Origin of the sequence: Aminiphilus circumscriptus DSM 16581, assembly GCF_000526375.1 — a bacterium.
Classification (GTDB): Bacteria; Synergistota; Synergistia; order Synergistales; family Aminiphilaceae; genus Aminiphilus; species Aminiphilus circumscriptus.
In genome coordinates this window covers 21,436-39,659 of sequence record NZ_JAFY01000002.1, presented here as the reverse complement: position 1 = coordinate 39,659, position 18,224 = coordinate 21,436, and the positions used below count along the sequence as shown (strand labels likewise).

10 protein-coding genes are annotated in these 18,224 nt (G+C 66.7%); all 10 read right to left on the bottom strand.

The window, feature by feature from the left end; all coding sequences use genetic code 11:
* Positions 1-44: 44 nt before the first annotated feature.
* The 10 genes from K349_RS0100770 to K349_RS15910 all read right to left on the bottom strand — a co-directional run bounded on the left by K349_RS0100770 (position 45) and on the right by K349_RS15910 (position 18,204).
* Positions 45-4,157, bottom strand: a complete 4,113-nt coding sequence (locus K349_RS0100770) for a UvrD-helicase domain-containing protein (protein WP_026368006.1) — start codon at positions 4,155-4,157, stop codon at positions 45-47.
* Positions 4,150-7,200: a PD-(D/E)XK nuclease family protein gene (locus K349_RS0100765; RefSeq protein WP_026368005.1), complete on the bottom strand. Its 3,051-nt coding sequence runs from the start codon at positions 7,198-7,200 to the stop codon at positions 4,150-4,152. The genes K349_RS0100770 and K349_RS0100765 overlap by 8 nt, the downstream gene beginning before the upstream one ends.
* A 745-nt stretch (positions 7,201-7,945) precedes the next feature.
* Positions 7,946-9,091 (bottom strand): alanine racemase, encoded by a 1,146-nt coding sequence (alr, locus tag K349_RS0100755; RefSeq protein ID WP_026368003.1) that lies wholly within the window; start codon positions 9,089-9,091, stop codon positions 7,946-7,948.
* Positions 9,092-9,389: 298 nt separating this feature from the next.
* A complete protein-coding gene (locus K349_RS0100750) occupies positions 9,390-11,003 on the bottom strand; it encodes an N-acyl-D-amino-acid deacylase family protein (RefSeq protein ID WP_026368002.1) in 1,614 nt (537 codons plus the stop codon).
* Positions 11,004-11,080: 77 nt separating this feature from the next.
* On the bottom strand, positions 11,081-12,055 hold the full coding sequence (locus K349_RS0100745; protein ID WP_026368001.1) for an ABC transporter ATP-binding protein: 975 nt from the start codon (positions 12,053-12,055) through the stop codon (positions 11,081-11,083).
* Positions 12,052-13,182 (bottom strand): ABC transporter ATP-binding protein, encoded by a 1,131-nt coding sequence (locus K349_RS0100740; protein WP_026368000.1) that lies wholly within the window; start codon positions 13,180-13,182, stop codon positions 12,052-12,054. The genes K349_RS0100745 and K349_RS0100740 overlap by 4 nt, the downstream gene beginning before the upstream one ends.
* Positions 13,183-13,198: 16 nt before the next feature.
* Complete coding sequence (locus tag K349_RS0100735) at positions 13,199-14,044, bottom strand: ABC transporter permease (RefSeq protein ID WP_026367999.1); 846 nt, start codon at positions 14,042-14,044, stop codon at positions 13,199-13,201.
* On the bottom strand, positions 14,041-14,988 hold the full coding sequence (locus K349_RS0100730) for an ABC transporter permease (protein ID WP_034264318.1): 948 nt from the start codon (positions 14,986-14,988) through the stop codon (positions 14,041-14,043). Before K349_RS0100730 ends, K349_RS0100735 begins: the two co-directional genes overlap by 4 nt.
* A 255-nt stretch (positions 14,989-15,243) precedes the next feature.
* Complete coding sequence (locus tag K349_RS0100725; protein WP_157367228.1) at positions 15,244-16,782, bottom strand: ABC transporter substrate-binding protein; 1,539 nt, start codon at positions 16,780-16,782, stop codon at positions 15,244-15,246.
* 132 nt (positions 16,783-16,914) lie between these two features.
* Positions 16,915-18,204 carry a M20/M25/M40 family metallo-hydrolase gene (locus K349_RS15910; protein WP_169731278.1) on the bottom strand — a complete coding sequence of 430 codons (1,290 nt, stop codon included), beginning with the start codon at positions 18,202-18,204 and terminating at the stop codon, positions 16,915-16,917.
* Between the last annotated feature and the right edge of the window lie 20 nt (positions 18,205-18,224).

Below are 18,224 nucleotides of genomic sequence, written 5' to 3'. Positions count from 1 at the left end.
TTGCGGCGATCCGGGTCTCCGCTTCCGAAGGATGCGGGGTGGATCTACGACGCGTCGCCGCAGGTCTGTCTCCAGGGGCAGCGTGCGCATCCGTGTCCCCGGGGCCATGGGCCGTTCGCGGCGTTTTTCCCGGCGCGGAGGATGCGCTGCTCCAGCTCCCGTAAGCCCTGGGTGGTTTCCGGAAACGTCACGGAAACCGACTGAAGGGGGGGGCGGAGGTAGAGAATCCGCAGGTCCGCCGGAAGTGGAAGTGCCTGTGGTATGGTCCGGGGCGTTTCCCCGAAAGAGGAACGCCCCTCCTCGATGCGTCGCAGGACTGCCACGGCGTAGAACCGGAGCTGGTCTTCATGGAGCGTTTCCGGCGCGCTCCTCCGAGGACCGGTCTTGTAATCCCGGAGATGGAGCCCTTCGCCGTCGATCCAGAAGAGGTCGATGGCGCCCTCCAGCACGAGCGTTTCCAGGGAGATGTGGAAGGGCCATTCCCGGAAGAGCGGGACGCTTTCCTCCGCCGCGAGGCCAGCGAGACGCCGTCCCTCCTCCGTTGTCGCGAAGGCGGAAAGCCAGCCCCGGAGGTGCGTCAGCGCACTCCGGTTCCTGAGCACACCCCGAAGAGCCGGCGGAAGGCGTTTCGCCAGAAGCTGCCGCGCCGCGTCGGGAGAGACCGGCAGCAGCCGGTCCAGGGAGTCGGGGAGGAAATTCCACCTTTTGAGAAGTTCGTGGGCCAGACTGCCGAGATCGGCCCCGCCTTCACTCTCTCCTCCCTCGCGGAAGCGCTCCCACTCCAGATCCCTTCCCTGCCGGTACTGTCTGCGCCACGCCCTCGGGCAGTACTCCCACAGGGCGAAGGAGGTGGCGCTCAGGCGCTCCAGAGAGCGCGGCATCTCCTCCCGGGGAGAAAGGTGCACCACAACGCACCGGCCCTCCGGCTCCGGTGCTGCTCCAGCTCCGGCGACGCCGGGAGCGCCCGCTTCCGGCGCGCTCCCGGAAAGAGCGCCTGTTTCCGGAAGCGCGTCCTCCACCTCCAGCAGACGGACCGCCGGATGCCGCTCCAAATCTCCCAGAGCATCCCGAGTCCAGGCGAGCCAGGAATGCTCCGGTGGAAAAAGGTTCGCCTCTCCGTCCCGTTCTTTCCTCTTCGCCACGCCGCAGAGCACCAGGGCGTCCCTGGCCCGGGTGGCCGCCACGTAGAAGAGGCGGGCCTGCTCCTCCCGCTCCTCCTGCTCCTCCAGGGCCTTGGCGAGGCGTTTCGCCGGAAGGATCGCGGGATCGCTCTCCCCGTCGGGTGTGCGGGTTGCCACGACGCCCAGGGCGCGGGAGGTCCGGAGTGCCCCTTCCCGATGTCCCGTCAAGGGGGTTCGCTCCAAGCCAAAGAGCACCGTCACGGGAAATTCGAGCCCCTTCGCGGCGTGCACCGTGAGGATGCGCACCTGGTCGGCGCCTTCGTCGCCGCCGGATTCCTCCACGTCCCGTTCCCGCCGGAGCGCCCGCCCGAGGTAGGCGGCGCAGCCCGCCAGGGAGGGGCCGAAGGTGCTCTCGTATTCCCGGGCTAGTTCCACAGTGCGCTGCAGGTTCGCCGCCACCCTGGACCGGGTTGCGGCGGGGTAGCTCCGGAGCCAGCGCAGATCCTCCGTCAGGGAGGCGAGGGCCGCCGCGGGGCCTTCGCAAAGCGCTCGTCGTCGCAGTGTCTCGAAGCGCTCCGCCCCGAGAGGATGTCGTTCCGCGAGGAGGGAATGCAGCATTCCCCGTCCAGGCGCCGCTTTTTCGCCCCTCGTGCCGCAATGCCGCAGTGTCGCCGCCTCGTCCAGCATCCTCTGGGCCTCTTCGGAAGAAACGAGCGAGAACGGAGAGGCCAGCCATCCCGCCAGGAGCAGATCGTCCTCGGGATCGGCCAGGGCGCCGAGACCGTTTGTCAGGTCCGAGACCTCGCCCCGGGTGAAGAAGGAGCGGTTCTTCTCGAAGCGGGCGGGAATGTCCGCCCGCTCAAAGGCCTGCTCCAGAACGCCGTAGAAGCTTCGTGCGGGGGTGAGCACCGCCACGTCTCCCCAGCGGAGGAGGCGGTGCACGACGGTGGTTCCCTCTCTCTCCCGGACCGCGCATCCCTCGCGCCGCCAGGCGAGCAGGAGCGCCGCCAGTTCCTCCGCGAGGCGGCTCCGCGCCGAGGCGAGCTTTTCCTCCTCACCGTCGTCCCCTCCCGGGAGTACGTCACCGGGGGCTGTCGCGGCGGACTCCGTTTCGCCGGAATGCGTGCTTCCGCTTTCCGCGTCGTTGCCGCGCCCCTTCCCGGAAGGACCGGAGGGGGCGCCGTTTTCTCCGGAACCCTTTCCGCGCACCGCCACGAGCAATGTCAGGGGGGGCGGTGTGCCGTCGTTCCGGAGGCGGGTGTCCGGAGAGGGCGCATCGTCTCCGCGAGGCACGGCGGCGTTCGCTTTTCCCGGGAAGGTCTCTCCGAGGGGTCTCAGAGGGCCGGCGCCTTCTTTTTCGGTGGTTTCGGGATTGTCGGGACTTCCGGAAGGCGAAGCGCCGTTCTCTCCCTCGGGGGAGCGGAGCGGCTCGTAGGGAAGCGGCACCTCCGAGGCACCGGAGAGCCCTTTCCGCCAGAGGAATCCGAAGAGGGTGTTCACCGCCTCCAGCACTCCCGGAGCGCTCCGGAAGGAGGTGGCGAGGGACACGTAGCGGGCGGCGGAAGCCGCCTTCGGGGCGCCGTCTTCCAAAAGGGAGGCGCAGGTTCCGCTCCGGGCGGCACGGATGTATGCCGCGAAAAGGCGCAGGTCCGCGTGGCGGAAGCGATAGATGGATTGCTTGAGGTCGCCCACGAGAAAGAGCGTGTTCTCTCCGGGGCGCCAGAGCCGCCGGAGGAGCCGGTCCTGGAGCGGATCCGTGTCCTGAAACTCGTCCACGAGAATGTGCCGGAAGCGGAGACGTGTTCCCGGGGACATCGCCTCCGCTCCGTCTCGCCCGTTTGGTGCGAGGGCCTCGCCGGCGAAGCGGATGAGGTCGTCGAAGGTGAGCACTCCCGCGGAGGCTCTGGTTTCGTTCCAGGTCTGCCACACCAGGGAGGCGAGGCGGAAGAGGAGCGTGCGAAAGGAGCGTTCCGGTTCTCCCAGAAAGGGAGTCGCCAGGAGAATCGCCGCAACCTGCCAGTCCTCGCGGGCCTCGTCGCGCCACTCCTTGAGAGGGCGCCCCAGCATCTCCTCGATGCGGCTCTTTGCGTCGCTCTTCGGAGGAAGTTTCGCCAGCGGTCCCTCCAGAAGGGCGCCGAGGAAGCGCGCCGCGCCCGGCGCCGCTGATTCCGTTTCCGTCGCGTCGGCCCTTTCGTGCTTCCAGGCCTTCCAGAACTCCCCGAGAGCCCCCGCGAAGGCGCTCTTCTCTCTGGAGAGAACCGTTTCCAGTTCGGGGAAAAGTCTCTCGTGCCAGAGTTCCCAGGCCTGGTTCCACCGTTGCCGCAGCGCTGGAAGCAGCGGCGCCGCCGCGGCGCGGTCCGCCTCCTCGTCCCAGTTCCAGAGCGTCTCCGGCGTCTTTCCCGCGCCGCCGATGACGCTCGCGCAGGTTCGGGCGAGGGTCGCCAGGTCCGCGGCGGAAAAACCTCCCGCCAGGGAGAGCACATCCTCCTGGGCGAAGAAAGTTCTTGCCCGCTCGCGCCAGGGCGGAGCGAGGCGGGAGGCGAACCACTCCGGGTCGAACTGTGAGAGTGCTTCCTCCGCGTCCTCCCAGAACTGCTCCTCCCAGGGGGGAGCGGCCAGAGTGGCCCGGGGGTCCAGGTCCAGGTTCAGGGCCGCCTCCCGGAGCACCCGGGAGGCGAAGGCGTGGATGGTGGCGATGTAGGCGTCGTCCAGTCGTGCCAGGGCGTCCCGAAGATGGGGGAGCGCCTCGGGAGCCCCTTCGTACAGGTTTCGAAGGGTGGTGCGGATGCGTTCCCGCATCTCTCCCGCGGCTTTGTCGGTGAAGGTGAGGGTGAGGATCTCCTCGATCCGGCAGGAGGGGTCCGACGCGAGGAGCCAGGCGAAGCGCGCCGCCAGGGTGAAGGTTTTCCCCGTGCCGGCTCCGGCGCTCACCACCACCAGCGGCTCCGGCGCCGTCACGGCCTCCCGCTGCTCCGGGCGCGCCCCCGCGAGAAGGGGCGCCAGTCCTTCGGAAAGAGACTTCTGTCGTTTATGCATCGTCCGCTCCGTCTCCGGGGAAGTCCTCCGGTCCGTCCGGTTCCTCGCCGCGTCCCTCGCCCCGGTACTCGCTCCTCCGGCAGAGTCCCCGGAAAGAGCAGCCTGGGCAGAGGTCGCTCTCGTAGTCCGCCTCGAAGCGCCCTTCCTTCAGGCTCGTCGCCATGCCCTCGAGGGCATGGCGGGCCTCCTCCATGCGCGCCTCGGGCGTGGTGTCCCGCTTCGTCGCCCTCTTGCCCGTGTAGCTCCACTTCACCTCCGGCGCGAAAACTCCCGCTGTCGCGCCGTCGCCGTGTCCCAGAAAGCCGAAGCCGCCGCAGGAATCGAGGCCGAAGGCCACCGCGTAGGCGGCGGTCTGGAGACGCGACCGCAGGCGCGCGGCCCCGCCGAGCTTGTAATCCAGAATCACCGTTCCCGCGTCGAGAAGATCCATGCGGTCGCACCGCCCCCGGAAGAGGACGCCCTGAATCGTCAGGTCCGGGCAGGGCACCTCCAGGCGAACGCCAAGGCGGCGGATCTTCGCCTCGACGAGGCGTGCCTCCGTGGCGGCCTGGGCGTCCGCCAGGGCGAGGACCTGACGGTGCAGGCGCGCCGCGGCGGCGGCGAGGCGGGGATCGCGCACGAGCTGGGGATAGAGCGCCTCCGGGGAGGGAGTTCCTTCGCCCTCTTCCGGAAAGAGGCGGTGCCACTCCTCCTCCGCGAGGGCCCGGAAGAACAGGGGATTTCCCGCCTCGGCGAAGCGCTCCTCCTCGGCGAGGCGCTGCCACACCCGCTGCCAGAGCGTGTGGAGGGCCTGTCCCGCCGCGGCGCTGTCGAAGAGCTCCCGGGGGGGCTCCTCCAGGCGCAATACCCGGGTGCACCAGTAGCGGAAGGGGCAGGAGACGAAAATGTCCAGATCGCTCAGAGAAGCGGTGGCGCAGGGAGCCTGTTCCGCCTCCGGAGTCACGCCCAAGGTTGCCACCCGGGGAAAGGGCTTTCGAGACAAGGGAGGGGCGTTCCGGCGGATCTCCGCGGGGAAGAAGCACATTTCCGTCTCCACCGGCAGAAAGCCCCCCGGCGGAAGTGTTTTTGTCTCCCGGGAGCGTGCATCGCGTGGTTCGTCCCGGTCGTCGTCACCGCCCTCGCGGGACGTCTCGCACGGCGGGGCAGGCTCGACGAAGCGCCACCGGGGATCCTCCCGGAGGTGCTGCACGAAGGGCGACGGTGCGAGGGGGCGTCCCTTGTCGTCCGCAAGAGGGCGCAAAAAGATCGTCGCGCGTTCTCCAAGGGCGGTCATGCGGCTGAAGAGGGCCTGCCGCGCCAACCGGCGCTCCGCAAGCAGCGGAAGATGCATCGCCCCGCCCCTCGCGCGGGGGGTCTCGTTCACCCGCTCCCGGAGCGCCTCCCCCGCCAAGGGGGCCTGCCGGAGCGTCCCTGGCCAGGCGGCCGCCGTGACGTCCGCGAGAATCCACACCGGCGCTCCCGCGAGGACCGGGGGCTGCCGGTCGTACAGCCGCAGGCTCTCCGCGGTGCCGAGAGGAGGCGAGGTGGTGGCGTTCTCCGCCCATTCGGCGAGAAAGGCCAGGGCGTCTCCGCCGCGGAGCCGCACCTCTCCGGCCTCGCCGAGGGAGGGGGTGAGTTCGTCCAGGAAGAGACACTTCCGCTCCAGTTCCGCGAGGGATCCCGCGAGCAGGCGCACCGATTCATCCAGGCCTGGGTCGTCCTCGGCGAAAGCGGCGAGGCGGGAGAGCCACGAGGGAGGTCCCGCGGCGAGAAGGCGCAGTGCCTCCAGAAGGCCCCGCGGGGTGTCCCCCTCCTCGATGCGGCGGCAGAAGGCCAGGAGGGCCTCGAAGATCGCCTCGCCGTCTTCGTGCCGGTGGGCAAGGCGCCCCAGGCAATGCCGCACCAGCTTCTCTCCCCGCTCTTTTGGGCTGCTCGCGGCGCGGAGGAAAAACTCCTGGGTGTGCAGCGTGCCGAGCAGGCAGGGAGAGGCCAGAAGATGCGCCGTCTTTATGGGGGGCCAGTTTTCGCGGAAGGCGCCGTAGATCGCCCTGGGGAGATATCCCAGGGGTGACGCCGCGGCGGATTCGCCTTCGGCGCGGACGAAGGGAATGCGGTAGCGCCGGAAAGCCCAGGTGAAGAGCGGCGCGTCGGATTCCGTCGCCAGGAGGGCCAGTGCTCCCCAACCTGGAAAGGTTCCCAGCGGGGCGAGGCGCCCCATCCCCTCCCGCCAGAGCAGTAATTCCCGGGCCAGTTGGTCCGCCTGGCGGGAGACGTCGGGAACGGGAAGTTCGAGGCACCGCTGGGGCGCGGTGCCCGCGCCGCCGGAGGCGTCGGAAACGATTTCGATGCCTGACGGAGCCGCGCCAACCCTGACTGCGGCCCGAAGCTGTTCCCGGGCGTCGTAGACGCCGTCGAGGCGGGGATCGGGCTGAAAGAGCGTCACCGGAAGGATCGCCGCGAGCTCCCGGATCAGATTCAACTGGGCGGAGGTGAAGGAGAGAAAGCCCACGAGCACCAGCTCCCCCGCCGGAGCGGGCGCGGTGCGGAGGCGCGCCAGAAGATCCCGCGTCAGGGAGGGCACGGCGGCACTGTCCGCGAGCCCCTGGCGCTCCAGGTAGTCCAGGTAGCGGTGGTAGAGGTGGCAGAGGAGGGCCGCCGCCGGGTCGTCCTTCGGACAGGAAGGAGGAGCGGGCGCTTCCGCCGCTGCGGTGGAGGTGCCGCAGGCATCTCCGCATCCCAGGGAGAGCGCCAGGTCCCGGGGGGAGACATCCTCCCGCAGCAGCTCTCGGACCTGTTCGCCCAGGATCGTCACGAAACCGCGGTGCCGCAACGGCGGGAGCAACGTTTCCGCGGCGGTGCGGCGTTCCTCCGCCACCAGCCGGAGGAGGATGAGGTGGTGGTCCGGAGGATCGATCTGCCGCCGCAGGATCTCCTGCGGGGCGAGCAGGTCCGCCGCCTCGCGGTAGAGGTCGTTCCAGAGCCAAACCCGAGGTCGCTCCCGAGAAAGCGTCGCGGGTTCGGGAAGCAGCGCCCGGAGCAGCGCCCGATCCTCCGAGGAAGGCACCAGAAAGACCGGCGGTGCGCTCGTGTGCGCCGCCTCGTGCCGGGCGAGCCCTTCCCGCAGTTCCGCAAGGCTGTAGTAGGTGGAAATAGTCAGGGACAGAAAAATTCCTCCTCCATGCCGAGGCGCGGCAGGTGCGTCCGGCGCGCATCCCTTTGGGCCCCGCCGCAGGGGCAGAACGACGCGCAGGCTCTGGAAAAACTCCTTTCACGTTCCCTCGCGTTTCAAGACCTTCGGGTGATGTGCCCGAAGAGCTTCCTGCCTTTCTGGGAAAACTCCTTGTACGTCACGTTTCGTTTCATTTCATCTATGGCTTTCACGTAGAGGTGGCTTCGATTATAGCAAAGGAGCACATGGCGGAGACTAGGAATGTGTGCCTTGGTGTAACAGGGCACTGATCTTATTGCCCCTGAGCGGGACGAGAAAAGGGCACCCATGACGAACAGGGGCGACGTCTTCATAAATCTTCATGACGATGGAGGAATCGCGGCGGTTCTTGGTGCGTGAACAGGCATCTGCCGGGGAAGTCCGGTTTCGGAGGACGAAGCCACGGAAGAAACGATGGCTCAGTGCGCATCGGCGCTTATGCTCGCAAAGGGTGCGGCATGGCGATGGCAATGAGGACGCATTGGGCGGGAGCGCGTTGCCGGAAGAGGGAGAGGCGGGCGCGTTTTCCGAAGAAAGCGCCCGCCTCGTCACGGATTCCGGTGGTGCGGGTGTACCGGAGCAAAGGTGCCCGTGGGGAGCCTCAGTCGAGGTAGATGCGCTTCACCCGGGGAGAAAAGAAGGAAAAAACCTGAGCGACGATGGTGTCCAGACGGTCCGCCACTTCCTGGGCGGTGATTTCCTCGTCCCCCTGGCGACCGATGAAGACTACCTCGTCTCCCACGGCGGCGTCCGGAAGGGAGGTGAGGTCCACGGTGACGGAGTCCATGCAGATGGCGCCCACCGCCGTGACGCGGTGTCCCCGGAGGAGAAACTGGGTGTTCTTCATGGAGCGCACCAGGCCGTCGTGGAAGCCCATGGGGATGATGCCGAGCCGCTGGGTGCCCCTGGTGACGTAGCGCAGGCCGTATCCCACGGGATGCCCCGGTGGAAGGGTCCGGACGGATGCGAGGGCGCTCTTCACCGTGACGGCGGGCGCCTTGGGAACAACACGGTTTTCGAAGCCGCTCCGGTAGCCGTAGAGGAGAAGCCCCGCGCGCACCGCGTCGAGATGTGCCTCGGGGACGTTGATGAGCCCCGCGCTGTTGCAGGCGTGCCGCAGTGGAAGGGAGATGCCGTTGCGCTCCAGGTCCTTGATGCTCTCCGCAAAACGCCGGTACTGCGCCCGCGTGTAGTCCAGATTCTCCTCGTCGGCGGTGGCGAAGTGGGTATAGATTCCGGCGATTTCCAGGTCGCCCCAGGAGAGGATCGTTCGGGCCGCCTCGACGAGTTCGTCCGGAAAAAAGCCGATCCGCCCGAGGCCGGTGTCCACCTTCAGATGGATCCGTCCCCGCCTGCCCACCGCCCTCGCCGCGTCGCGCAGGGCCGAGGCGAAGGCCATGTCGCCGCAGGTGGCGCACAGGTTCTGTCGCACCACCGCCTCGGTGGCGGAGACGGGAGGAATTCCCAGGAGAAGAATCTCCACGTCTCGCAACGCCGCCCGGAGCGAGAGCCCTTCATCGATCGTGGCCACGGCGAAGCGACGGCACCCCTCGCCGAAAAAAGCCTCCGCCGCGGGATGCATGCCCAGCCCGTAGCCGTCGCCCTTCACCACGGCCATGATGTCACACTGCGGGGGCAGGAGTTCGCGGACGGTCGCGTAGTTTCGTCTCAGGCTGGAGAGGGAGATTTCCATGCGGGTGGGGTGGAAGCGCTGGATATCGTGATCTGTCTGAAACCGGCTCTCCATGGGGGAACATGCCTCCTCGGCAGGAAAATGTCCTTCGGTGCAAGATGTGTTGTCTGTCCGTCCAAATTGTACAACCCGGTCTTCTTTCGCGGGTACCGTGCCGATTTTAGCCGCTTCCGGAGAAGCACACGGAATGATCCGGCGGGACGCCCGGTCCGCGGTGAAACCTGGCTCGGTCGGGTGAGAGCGGTTCCGGGCTCGGTGAACGAAACGCGGTTTTTCCCCTCCGAGCGGCCCGTTCCGGAAGCGGTGTGCAGCTCCGGGGGGGCGTGCCGGAGGATGGGAGGCGGTTCGAAGATCACGTCCCTGTGGATGTCTTCAGGCAGACCCGGCCGGAGCGGCTGGAGGTGAGGCGCCCTTCCTCCACGGCGGCGACCCCGTTCACGAAGAGATGGACGATCCCTTCGGCGAAGCGGGGGGGCTCACCGAATCCGGGGCCCCCGTCGAGGCGGGAGGGATCGAAGAGCACGATATCCGCCCTGGCTCCAGGGCGAAGAACGCCCCGGTCCCGCAGGCCGAGCCTCTTGGCGGGAAGACCCGTGATGCGGTGGATTCCCTCCCCGAGGGACAGAAGGTTTCTCTCCAGGACGAAATGGCGCAGAAAACGGGGAAAGGTGCCGAAGACCCGGGGATGGGGCGCGCCGTCGTCCGCCGGATCGGCGATCCGTGAGTCCGAGCCGATGATCGTTCCGGGCCGGGAGATGACGTATGCCACGTCCTCCTCGTCCATGGCGAAGAAGATGGCCCGGGCGTCGCCGCCGCAGGCGAGAAGCCAGTCGAAGAAACGTTCCGTCCGTTCTTCGGGAGACCCGTTTCCGAGAATGTCGCTCAGCATGCGCCCCTGGTCGCGGGGGAGGGCGGGGCAGTTGGCGATCATGATCGACTCCGGCGGCGACTCCCGGGGAAAGATGCTGTGCGGATTCTCCAGCATCTCCCGCCGCAGCGCGGTTCGCGTGTCGGGATCGCGGAGCCGGGCGAGCATCGCCTCCTTGCCCCCCTCCAGAGCCCTGTCGGGAAGACAGATGGTGATTCCCGTGGAGCTGGCATGGTAGGGATAGGCGTCCCAGGCGACGTCCAGGCCTTCGTCCCTGGCGCGACGGAGCATCTCCATGGTGGTGCGGACCTTCCCCCGGTTTTTCCGGCCCGACGCCTTGTGGTGCGAGATCTGGAGCGGAAAGCCCCAGCGTCGCGCCAGGGCGATGTTCTCCGCCACGCACTCCACCACGAAGTCGCTCTCGTCGCGCATGTGGGTGGCGTGGAGCGCCTTTCTCCGCCCCAGAAGGCGGAAGACGGCGTCCATCTCCGCCTCGGAAGAGAAACACCCAGGAGGATAGAACAGCCCCGTGGAGACGCCCCATGCGCCTTCCCGGAGCGCGTCGTCGAGCAGGTTCACCAGGCGGGCGATGTCCTCCCCGCCGAGAGGTTCCTTCCGGAAGCTACTCACGGCGGTTCGGGCGCTGCCGTGTCCCACCATGGGGAGGATGTTCACGCCGGTGCGGATCTCCTCCACGAGGCGGCAGAACTCGCCGAAGCCGCGCCAGGTCCACCGGAAACGCGCATCCTCCGGCACGGCGCCGCCGGTGCTGTTTTTCGAGAGGGCGAACAGTTCTTCCGTCGTCCCGAGAGGAGCCATGGAGATGCCGCACTGGCCGGTGACCACGGTGCCGACCCCCATTTTCAGATAGTTCGGCGCGGTGGGTTTGGCAAGAATGTTGAGATCCGCGTGGGAGTGGATGTCGATGAAGGCGGGACAGGCGACGAGGCCGTCGGCGTCGAGGGTTCTTCGGGCCGTTCCGTCGCAGTGTCCCACTGAGGCAATGGTATCTCCCGCGATGGCGATGGCGCCGTGCAGGGCCTCTTCGTTTTCCGTTCCGTCGTAGATCGTCGCGTTGCGAATGAGCAGGTCGTACACGGTATCGTCTCCTTGTCGTCGGGGTCCGAAGGTCTCTCCGTTCCGGGCGGCAAGGTGTCGCTCCGCCCGGAGGCTGCTCATTCCGCGATCCGGTGGCACGCCACGAAATGTCCCGGAGCGGCCTCTCTCATGGCGGGTTCCTCGGTGTCGCACAGGTCGGTTCTGTAGGGGCACCGCGGTGCGAGGCGGCACCCCGGGGGAAGATCGAGCAGGCTCGGCGGATCGGAGGAGAGCAGGGTCCGCCTGCGCCCGCGCTCTCTGGGCGACGTCGGGGGCGATGCGAAGAAGAGCCCCTGCGTGTAGGGATGCAGTGCGTTTTCGAAGACCATTTCCGAGGGACCGGTCTCCACGATCCTTCCCAGATACATGACCGCCGTGTGGTCGCTTACGTAGCGCACCACGTGCAGGTCGTGGGAGATGAAGAGATAGGCGAGGCCGAGGGTGCGCTGCAGGTCCGTCAGGACATTGAGCACCTGGGCCTGGACGGAGATGTCCAGGGCGCTGGTCGGCTCGTCCAGCACGAGCAGCCTGGGGCGCAGGAGCATGGCCCGGGCCACGCAGACCCGCTGCTGCTGGCCTCCCGAGAGCTGGTGTGGGTAGCGGTGCAGCACCTCCTCCCGGAGATGCACTCGGGCGATGGCTTCCCGGATCCGCTCCTCCGGGTCGTCCGCACCCTCCTCGTTGACCTGGAGAGGGCGCTCCAGGGAGCGGCGGATGGTCATCCGCGGATTGAGCGAGGCGTTCGGGTCCTGAAAGACCACGCTCATCTTCCGGCGCAGGCGCTTCATCTCCCCGGAAGGAGCGGTGGCCAGGTTCTCTCCGTCCAGGAGGATCTCCCCGGAAGTGCAGGCCAGAAGGCGCAGCACAAGCCGGGCCACGGTGGTCTTGCCGCTGCCGCTCTCGCCAACGAGGCCGAGGGTCTTCCCCGCGTCGAGACGGAAGCTCACGTCGTCCACGGCCCTGACCGTGCCCGGTTTCCGCAGAAAACCGCCGGAGACGCGGAAGTGTTTCTTCAGGTGACGCACGTCGAGCAGGGGGTGCGCGCAGGTCATGGCTGTTCCTCCTCTTCCGCGCGCCAGCAGGCCACGCGATGGGTTTCTCCGAGGCGGCGCAGGAGGGGTTCCTCCGTCGCACAGCGCCCCACGCGCAGGGGGCAGCGCTCGAAAAAGAGGCACCCCCGGTACGGCTCCGTCGGATCCGGCAGGGTTCCGGGAATGCTCTCCAGCCGCCCGCCCTGTTTGGTCCCCCTGGGAAGAGCGCGCATGAGCATCCGCGTGTAGGGGTGCCGGGGCGCGTCGAAGAGGGCAAAGACTTCGTTTTCCTCCACGAGCTTGCCCGCGTACATGACACCCACGCGGTCGGCCGTCTCGGAGACGATGCCGAAGTCGTGGGTGATGAGGAGCATCGCCATGTTGAAGCTCCTTCGCAGCTCCAGCATCAGGTCGAGAATCTGGGCCTGGATCGACACGTCCAGCGCCGTGGTGGGCTCGTCGGCGATGAGCAGTTTGGGGTGCCGGGCGAGCATCATGGCGATCATCACCCGTTGGCGCATGCCGCCGGAGAGTTCGTGGGGATAGCTTCGGAGCTTCTGCTCCGGGTCCGCCAGGCGGACGCCCCGGAAGAGTTCCAGCACTCGCCGCATCGCGGGGGCTTTGGCGAGGCCGTCCAGGAGAACCGCCTCGCAGGTCTGGTACCCCGCGGTGTAGAGGGGATTCAGGGAGTCCAGCGGGTTCTGGAAGATCATGCCGATGTGGCTTCCCCGGATGGCGGAGAGTTCCCGGTCGGGCAGATCGAGAAGGTTCCGCTCCCCGAAGCGGATCGTGCCGGTGATGCGCCGTCCCGGTGCGTTCGTCTCCGAGAGAAGACCCATGACGGCCTGGGCGGTGCTCGATTTGCCGCATCCCGATTCGCCCACCAGAGCGTAGATCTCCCGGGGGCGGATGGAGAAACTTACCCCGTCCACGGCGCGGCTCGTTCCGCGGGCCGTGCGGAAGGAAACCGCCAGGTTCTCCACGGAAAGGAGTGCCGTTCCGTCGGCACCGCCCGGTCCCGTGCGCAGGGATTCGCCTTCGCTTCTTGCCCCGGCCCCGGGAAGAGTGTCTCCGGCGGTGCCGTTTCCTCTCTCATGGCGGTGGAAGCGTTTTTCGTGTCCGTTTGGGTTGTTCCACACGTTCGTCATCGTTCCGTCTCTCCCGTCAGATCTTCAGCCGGGGATCGAGGAGATCCCGGAGTCCCTCGCCGATGAGGTTGAAGCCGAGCACCACGTAGATGATGGCCAACCCCGGAAAGACGCTCAGCCAGGGGGCGCGGGTCATGTAGGTCATGCCGTCCGAGAGGATCACGCCCCAGTCCGGCGAGGGCGGCTGCGCGCCGAGGCCGAGGAAGCCCAGGGCCGTGGTGGTGATGATCGTGGCGGGGAGGGAAAGGGTTGCCAGCACGATGGTCACGGGAACCACGTTGGGGAAAATGTAGCGGAAGAGGAGCGCCGCGTCGTTCTCGCCGAAGGCCCGGGCCGACTCGATGAAGGGAAGATTCTTGATGCTCTGGGTCTTGGCGCGGATGACGCGAGTGAACCGCGCCCAAGAGACGAGCGCCACGGCGATGATCACGTTCGTCAGCCCCGGGCCGAGGGCGGCACAGATGGCGATGGCGAGGATCGTCGGCGGCAGTGCCCAGGTGGCGTCGGTGAAGAAGAGGATCACCTTGTCCTGCCAGCCGCCGTAGAAACCGGCGAGAAGTCCCAGGGTGACGCCCAAAAGCACCTGGATGGTCACGGCGATGACGCCGATCTTCAGCGTGATCCGGGAGCCGTGGATCACCCGGGAGAAGAGATCCCGCCCGAGATGGTCCGTGCCGAAGAAGTGGGACGCCGAGGGGGGTTGCAGCTTCTCCCGCACGCTGATTTCGTCGTAGGGGCGGAGTGCGATGCGTTCGGCGAAGAGGGCCACCACCACCACGCTCGCCAGAATGAGAAACCCCGCGAGAAAGGTTCTGTTGCGGCAGGCCTCGCCCAGGTGGGTGCGGAACGCTTCCGTCTTCATGCCTGTTCCCTCCTCAGTTCCACCCGAATGCGCGGGTCCAGCAGCCCCGTGAGGAGGTCCCCCAGAGTGGTGCTCACCACGGTGAGGATGGCGATGAGGAGCACGATGCCCTGCACGACCGGGAAGTCCTGCACCGACACGGATTTCCAGAGCAGACGCCCCATGCCCGGCCAGGCGAAGATGGTTTCGGTGATGATGGAGCCCCCGATGAGCCAGGGAACGGCGAGAAAGAACATGACTGTCACGGGCACGAGGGCGTTGCGCAGCACGTGGCGGATCATGACGGCCCGCTCGCTCAGTCCCTTGGCGTAGGCCGTGGCCACGTGCTTTTCCCGGAGAATCTCCAGCACCTCCGAGCGGGTGATGCGCAGTGTCTCCGCCAGACGGGGGAGCATGAGGGTCAGCACGGGCAGGATGTAGGATGCCGGCCCTGAAGCCCCCGAGACGGGAAGAAGGCCGAAGTGGACACTGAAGACGAGAATGAGCAGGATGCCCAGCCAGAAGAAGGGAATGGCCCGGAGGACCGATGTGACCACCACGCAGCACTTGTCGAACCAGGAGTCCCGCTTGTAGGCCGCCCAGAGTCCGAGGGGCGTGGCGACGAGATACTGCAGCAGCAGTGCCGTGAGGGTGAGCTTGAGCGTGAAGGGAAAGCGCCCCGCGATGAGGGACGTCACGGACTGCCCCGTGGTGATGGATCTTCCCAGATCGCCCCGGAGGACGTTGCCGAGCCAGTAGCCGTACTGCACCAGGAAGGGTTTGTCGAGTCCCCATTCTTTGCGGAGGCGCTCGATGGTCTCCTCCGATGCCCTTGGATTGTCGATGAGCTGGATGGGGTCTCCGGGCATCATGTGCATGATGGAGAAGAGCACGAAGGAGACCGTGAGCACCACGAGTGCTCCCTGGAAGAGACGTTTTGCCGTGAACGCGAGAAAATCACCCAACGGAGATCCTCCTTCCGTCGCTCTTGTTCCGCCTTCTTTGTCCGCCGCGTCGTTACCGGAGGGCTTCTTCACGGACGGATGCCCGCCGGGACATTTCCGAAAGAGAGCCCCGCAGGAGCCCGCCGCCGTGACGGGAAAAAGTCCCGTGACAAGCGACGGAGATGACGCTGCCGCGAAAAATGCTTCGGTGCGGAACGCGCGGGCGGCGGAAGGGCTTTCTCCGTCCATCTCCGGCGCGTTCCGAAGGCGGGTAGTCTATTTCACGAATTCCACGTCGTTGAGCAGAAGGATCGTGTTCCCCGTCATCTTGTATCCCTTGATCTGCTTGCTGAACGCCAGGTAGCGGAAGGGCGTGAGGAGTGGAACGCCGAGCCCCTTCTCCAGCACCAGGCGCTGCCCCTTTGCGTAGAGCTCCATGCGCTTCGCCGGGTTCGTCTCGTTCACGGCGACCTTGAGCACCTCGTCCACCTCGGGGTCGCTCGTGTACTTGTAGGTCGATTCGAAAAGGTAGTTCACCATGCTGCCGTCGGGCCAGTTGTAGCGTCGTCCGGCGATCTCGTACTCGCCCTTGCGCGTCTGGTTCTTCACGTAGTTGTGCTCGAACTCCCGGATCTCCACAGCGATGCCGAGCTTCTTGAGCTGGGCCTGGATCAGCGGCGCCGTGGAGGCCATCTCGGGAATGTCCAGAGGAACCATCATGGTGAAGCTCAGCCGCACGCCGTCCTTCTCGCGGATGCCGTCCTTGCCGGCCTTCCACCCCGCGGTCTCAAGAAGCCCCTTCGCCTTTTCCATGTCGTAGCCGAAGTCCCGGGAGAACGCTTCCTCCGCGGCCTCGCTGTAGCCCGACATGGTGGGGGGCATGAAACCGTACCGGGCCTGGGCCTTGTCGTCCAGAACCGCCACGAGTTCCTCCTTGTCGATGCCCCGGATGATCGCCTGGCGCACTGCGGGATCATTCAGGCCGGGAACCTTGTCGTTCAGGTAGTACATGCTCCCTCCCGCGAGGAGATAGCGGATCATCTCGACGTTGTCGTTCTTCTCCAGTTCGTCCACGTTCTCGATGGGGATGTTGAAGGCGATGTCCGCCTTGCCCGCCTGGATTTCCGACACGCGGGTGAAGCCGCTGGGGACGAAGCGCACTCGTACGGATTCCACGAGGGCGATGCCTTTGTTCTCCACGAAGGGAATGTTCGTCCGGTGGTACGGATTGCGTTTGAGGATGATGTGCGATCCCTGGACCCACTCGTCCACCGCGAAGAGGCCGAACGTCACGGCCTTGCGGGCGAATTCGTCCTTGTCCGTGCGTTCCGCGGCGGCCACGTCCACCAGGCCCGTGAAGGCGCTTGCCATGTCCACGAAGTTCGCGGCGGGGGAGTCCGTCCAGGTCATGATGAAGTCGTTGCCGTTCACGCTGAAGCTGCAGTCCTTCTTGAAATCCGCCCCGAAGGAGGATGTCTCCGCGTAGCGCACGAAGGAGCGCATCACCGCCTCCGCCGTGACGGGGTCGCCGTTGGAGAATTTCAGTCCCTCCGGAATGGTCATGGTGATGACCATTCCATCCTCGGAGACCTTCCAGTCCGACACGTATCCCTTCTGCAGAGTCATGTCGCTGTCGAGAACGAGCATGGGGGCGTAGAGGAAGTCGTGCGTCGCGAAGCTGGTGGTGCACTGCTGGATGTCCGTGTTCTCGATCTCCTCCGCCGCCACGATGACCAGCTCCCGGGCCATCGCGGGAACGACGAGGCTCAGTGTCAACAGGAGGCCGAGACACACACGAGCGATTTTCCTTTTCATTTCCTTCACTCCTCTCCAAATGGGGCCGTGGAACCACCGAAGGACGCGGGTGAACCCGTGCCGGAGGCTGCGTGCCGCGTCCGCTCCCTGTCGCGCCGACACGAAAGGGATGTGTCCTCTCCGCCTCTGTCTTCAGACACCCCCCTTCTCGTGGTTCTTCCCGTGGGAATCCTTTCGTTCCGCTGCCGTCCACGTTTTCTCGAAGTTCCCCAGGGTGGCGACGGCGCAAAAGAGAAAGCGTGTGCGCTCAAAGAGCGAGGCCACGTCAGCCCACTCCATGGGGGAATGGTTGTGCCTGCCTTTGACGCCGAGTTGATCCGCCGTGGGGGTTCCCGCCGCGACGGTGAAGGCCGAATCGGAACTCCCCCCCGAGGCGGCGGGGTGCACCGGAGGCAGGTCGAAAGAGTCCGCCACCCACCGGAGATGTTCGAAGAGCGCCAGGTTGCCCGGGGTGCGTTCCATGGGAGGGAAAAACATTCCCCCTGACAGGTTCGCCTCCGTACCCTCCACGGTGCTGCGGCGGGCCACGTCCCGGAGCAGCGCTTCCGCCCGGGCGGCGGCGCCGGTGGTGCGGGTGCGCACGTCGATGTGCAGCTCCGCCCTGTCCGCCACGACGTTTGCCACGGTGCCTCCCCGGAAGACACCCACGTTGAAGCCCATGTCCTCTCCCGACGCGGCGGAGATGGCGACGGTCTTGTGCGCCGCCTCGAGCACGGCGCTCCGCCCCTCTTCGAGGTCGCGCCCCGCGTGGGCCGCTCTGCCCCGCACGTCGAGAAGGTAACGGCTCATGCCCTTGCGTTCCACGATGACCCCGTCGTCGAGAGCGCCCGTCTCCAGGTTGAAGGCCGCGACGCATTCCGCGGCGGCGGCGCGGAAACGCTCCCCCATGTCGGACTCGGGGTGCCCGGTCTCCTCGTCTCCCGCGAGGAGAACCCGGATCGGGCGCTCCCTGAACCCCCCTTCGAGAAGGGCCCGGACGGCGTGAAAGGCGATGGTGATGCCCCCCTTCATGTCCAGGACCCCCGGGCCGTAGGCACGCCCATCCTCAATACGGAACGTCCGCCGCTCTTCCGCGAGCGGGGGAAAGACCGTGTCGTAATGGCCGAGCAGAAGGACCGGCCTGCCGGGCGCGTTTCCGTTCAGCGTGACGGCGAGGCCATTCCCGGCCTTGGCAAAGCGCAGAAGTTCGCAGGTTCCTCCGATCTCGTCGAAGCGTTCGGCGAGCCACGCCGCCAGGGCGTCCACCGAAGGTTTGTCCCCGGAGAAGCTTTCTCTGTTCACCAGTGCTTCCCAGAAGTCGAGCATGTTCTCCCGGTTGCGGCGGACGTAGTCTTCGATGAAGCGTTTTTCCGAAAAGAACTTCCCGGCGGAGACGTCCTTCCCGGGAGCGGTTTCTCCGCGCATGATCGTTTCACCTTCCATTTCGTTCTCCTGCTCCTCCT

Excerpts from the sequence above, each read along its gene's own strand:
- K349_RS15910 (WP_169731278.1), bottom strand. The coding sequence starts at position 18,204 with ATGGAAGGTGAAACGATCATGCGCGGAGAAACCGCTCCCGGGAAGGAC.
- alr (WP_026368003.1), bottom strand. The coding sequence starts at position 9,091 with ATGGAGAGCCGGTTTCAGACAGATCACGATATCCAGCGCTTCCACCCC.
- K349_RS0100770 (WP_026368006.1), bottom strand. The coding sequence starts at position 4,157 with ATGCATAAACGACAGAAGTCTCTTTCCGAAGGACTGGCGCCCCTTCTC.
- K349_RS0100735 (WP_026367999.1), bottom strand. The coding sequence starts at position 14,044 with ATGAAGACGGAAGCGTTCCGCACCCACCTGGGCGAGGCCTGCCGCAAC.
- K349_RS0100745 (WP_026368001.1), bottom strand. The coding sequence starts at position 12,055 with ATGACCTGCGCGCACCCCCTGCTCGACGTGCGTCACCTGAAGAAACAC.
- K349_RS0100740 (WP_026368000.1), bottom strand. The coding sequence starts at position 13,182 with ATGACGAACGTGTGGAACAACCCAAACGGACACGAAAAACGCTTCCAC.
- K349_RS0100725 (WP_157367228.1), bottom strand. The coding sequence starts at position 16,782 with ATGAAAAGGAAAATCGCTCGTGTGTGTCTCGGCCTCCTGTTGACACTG.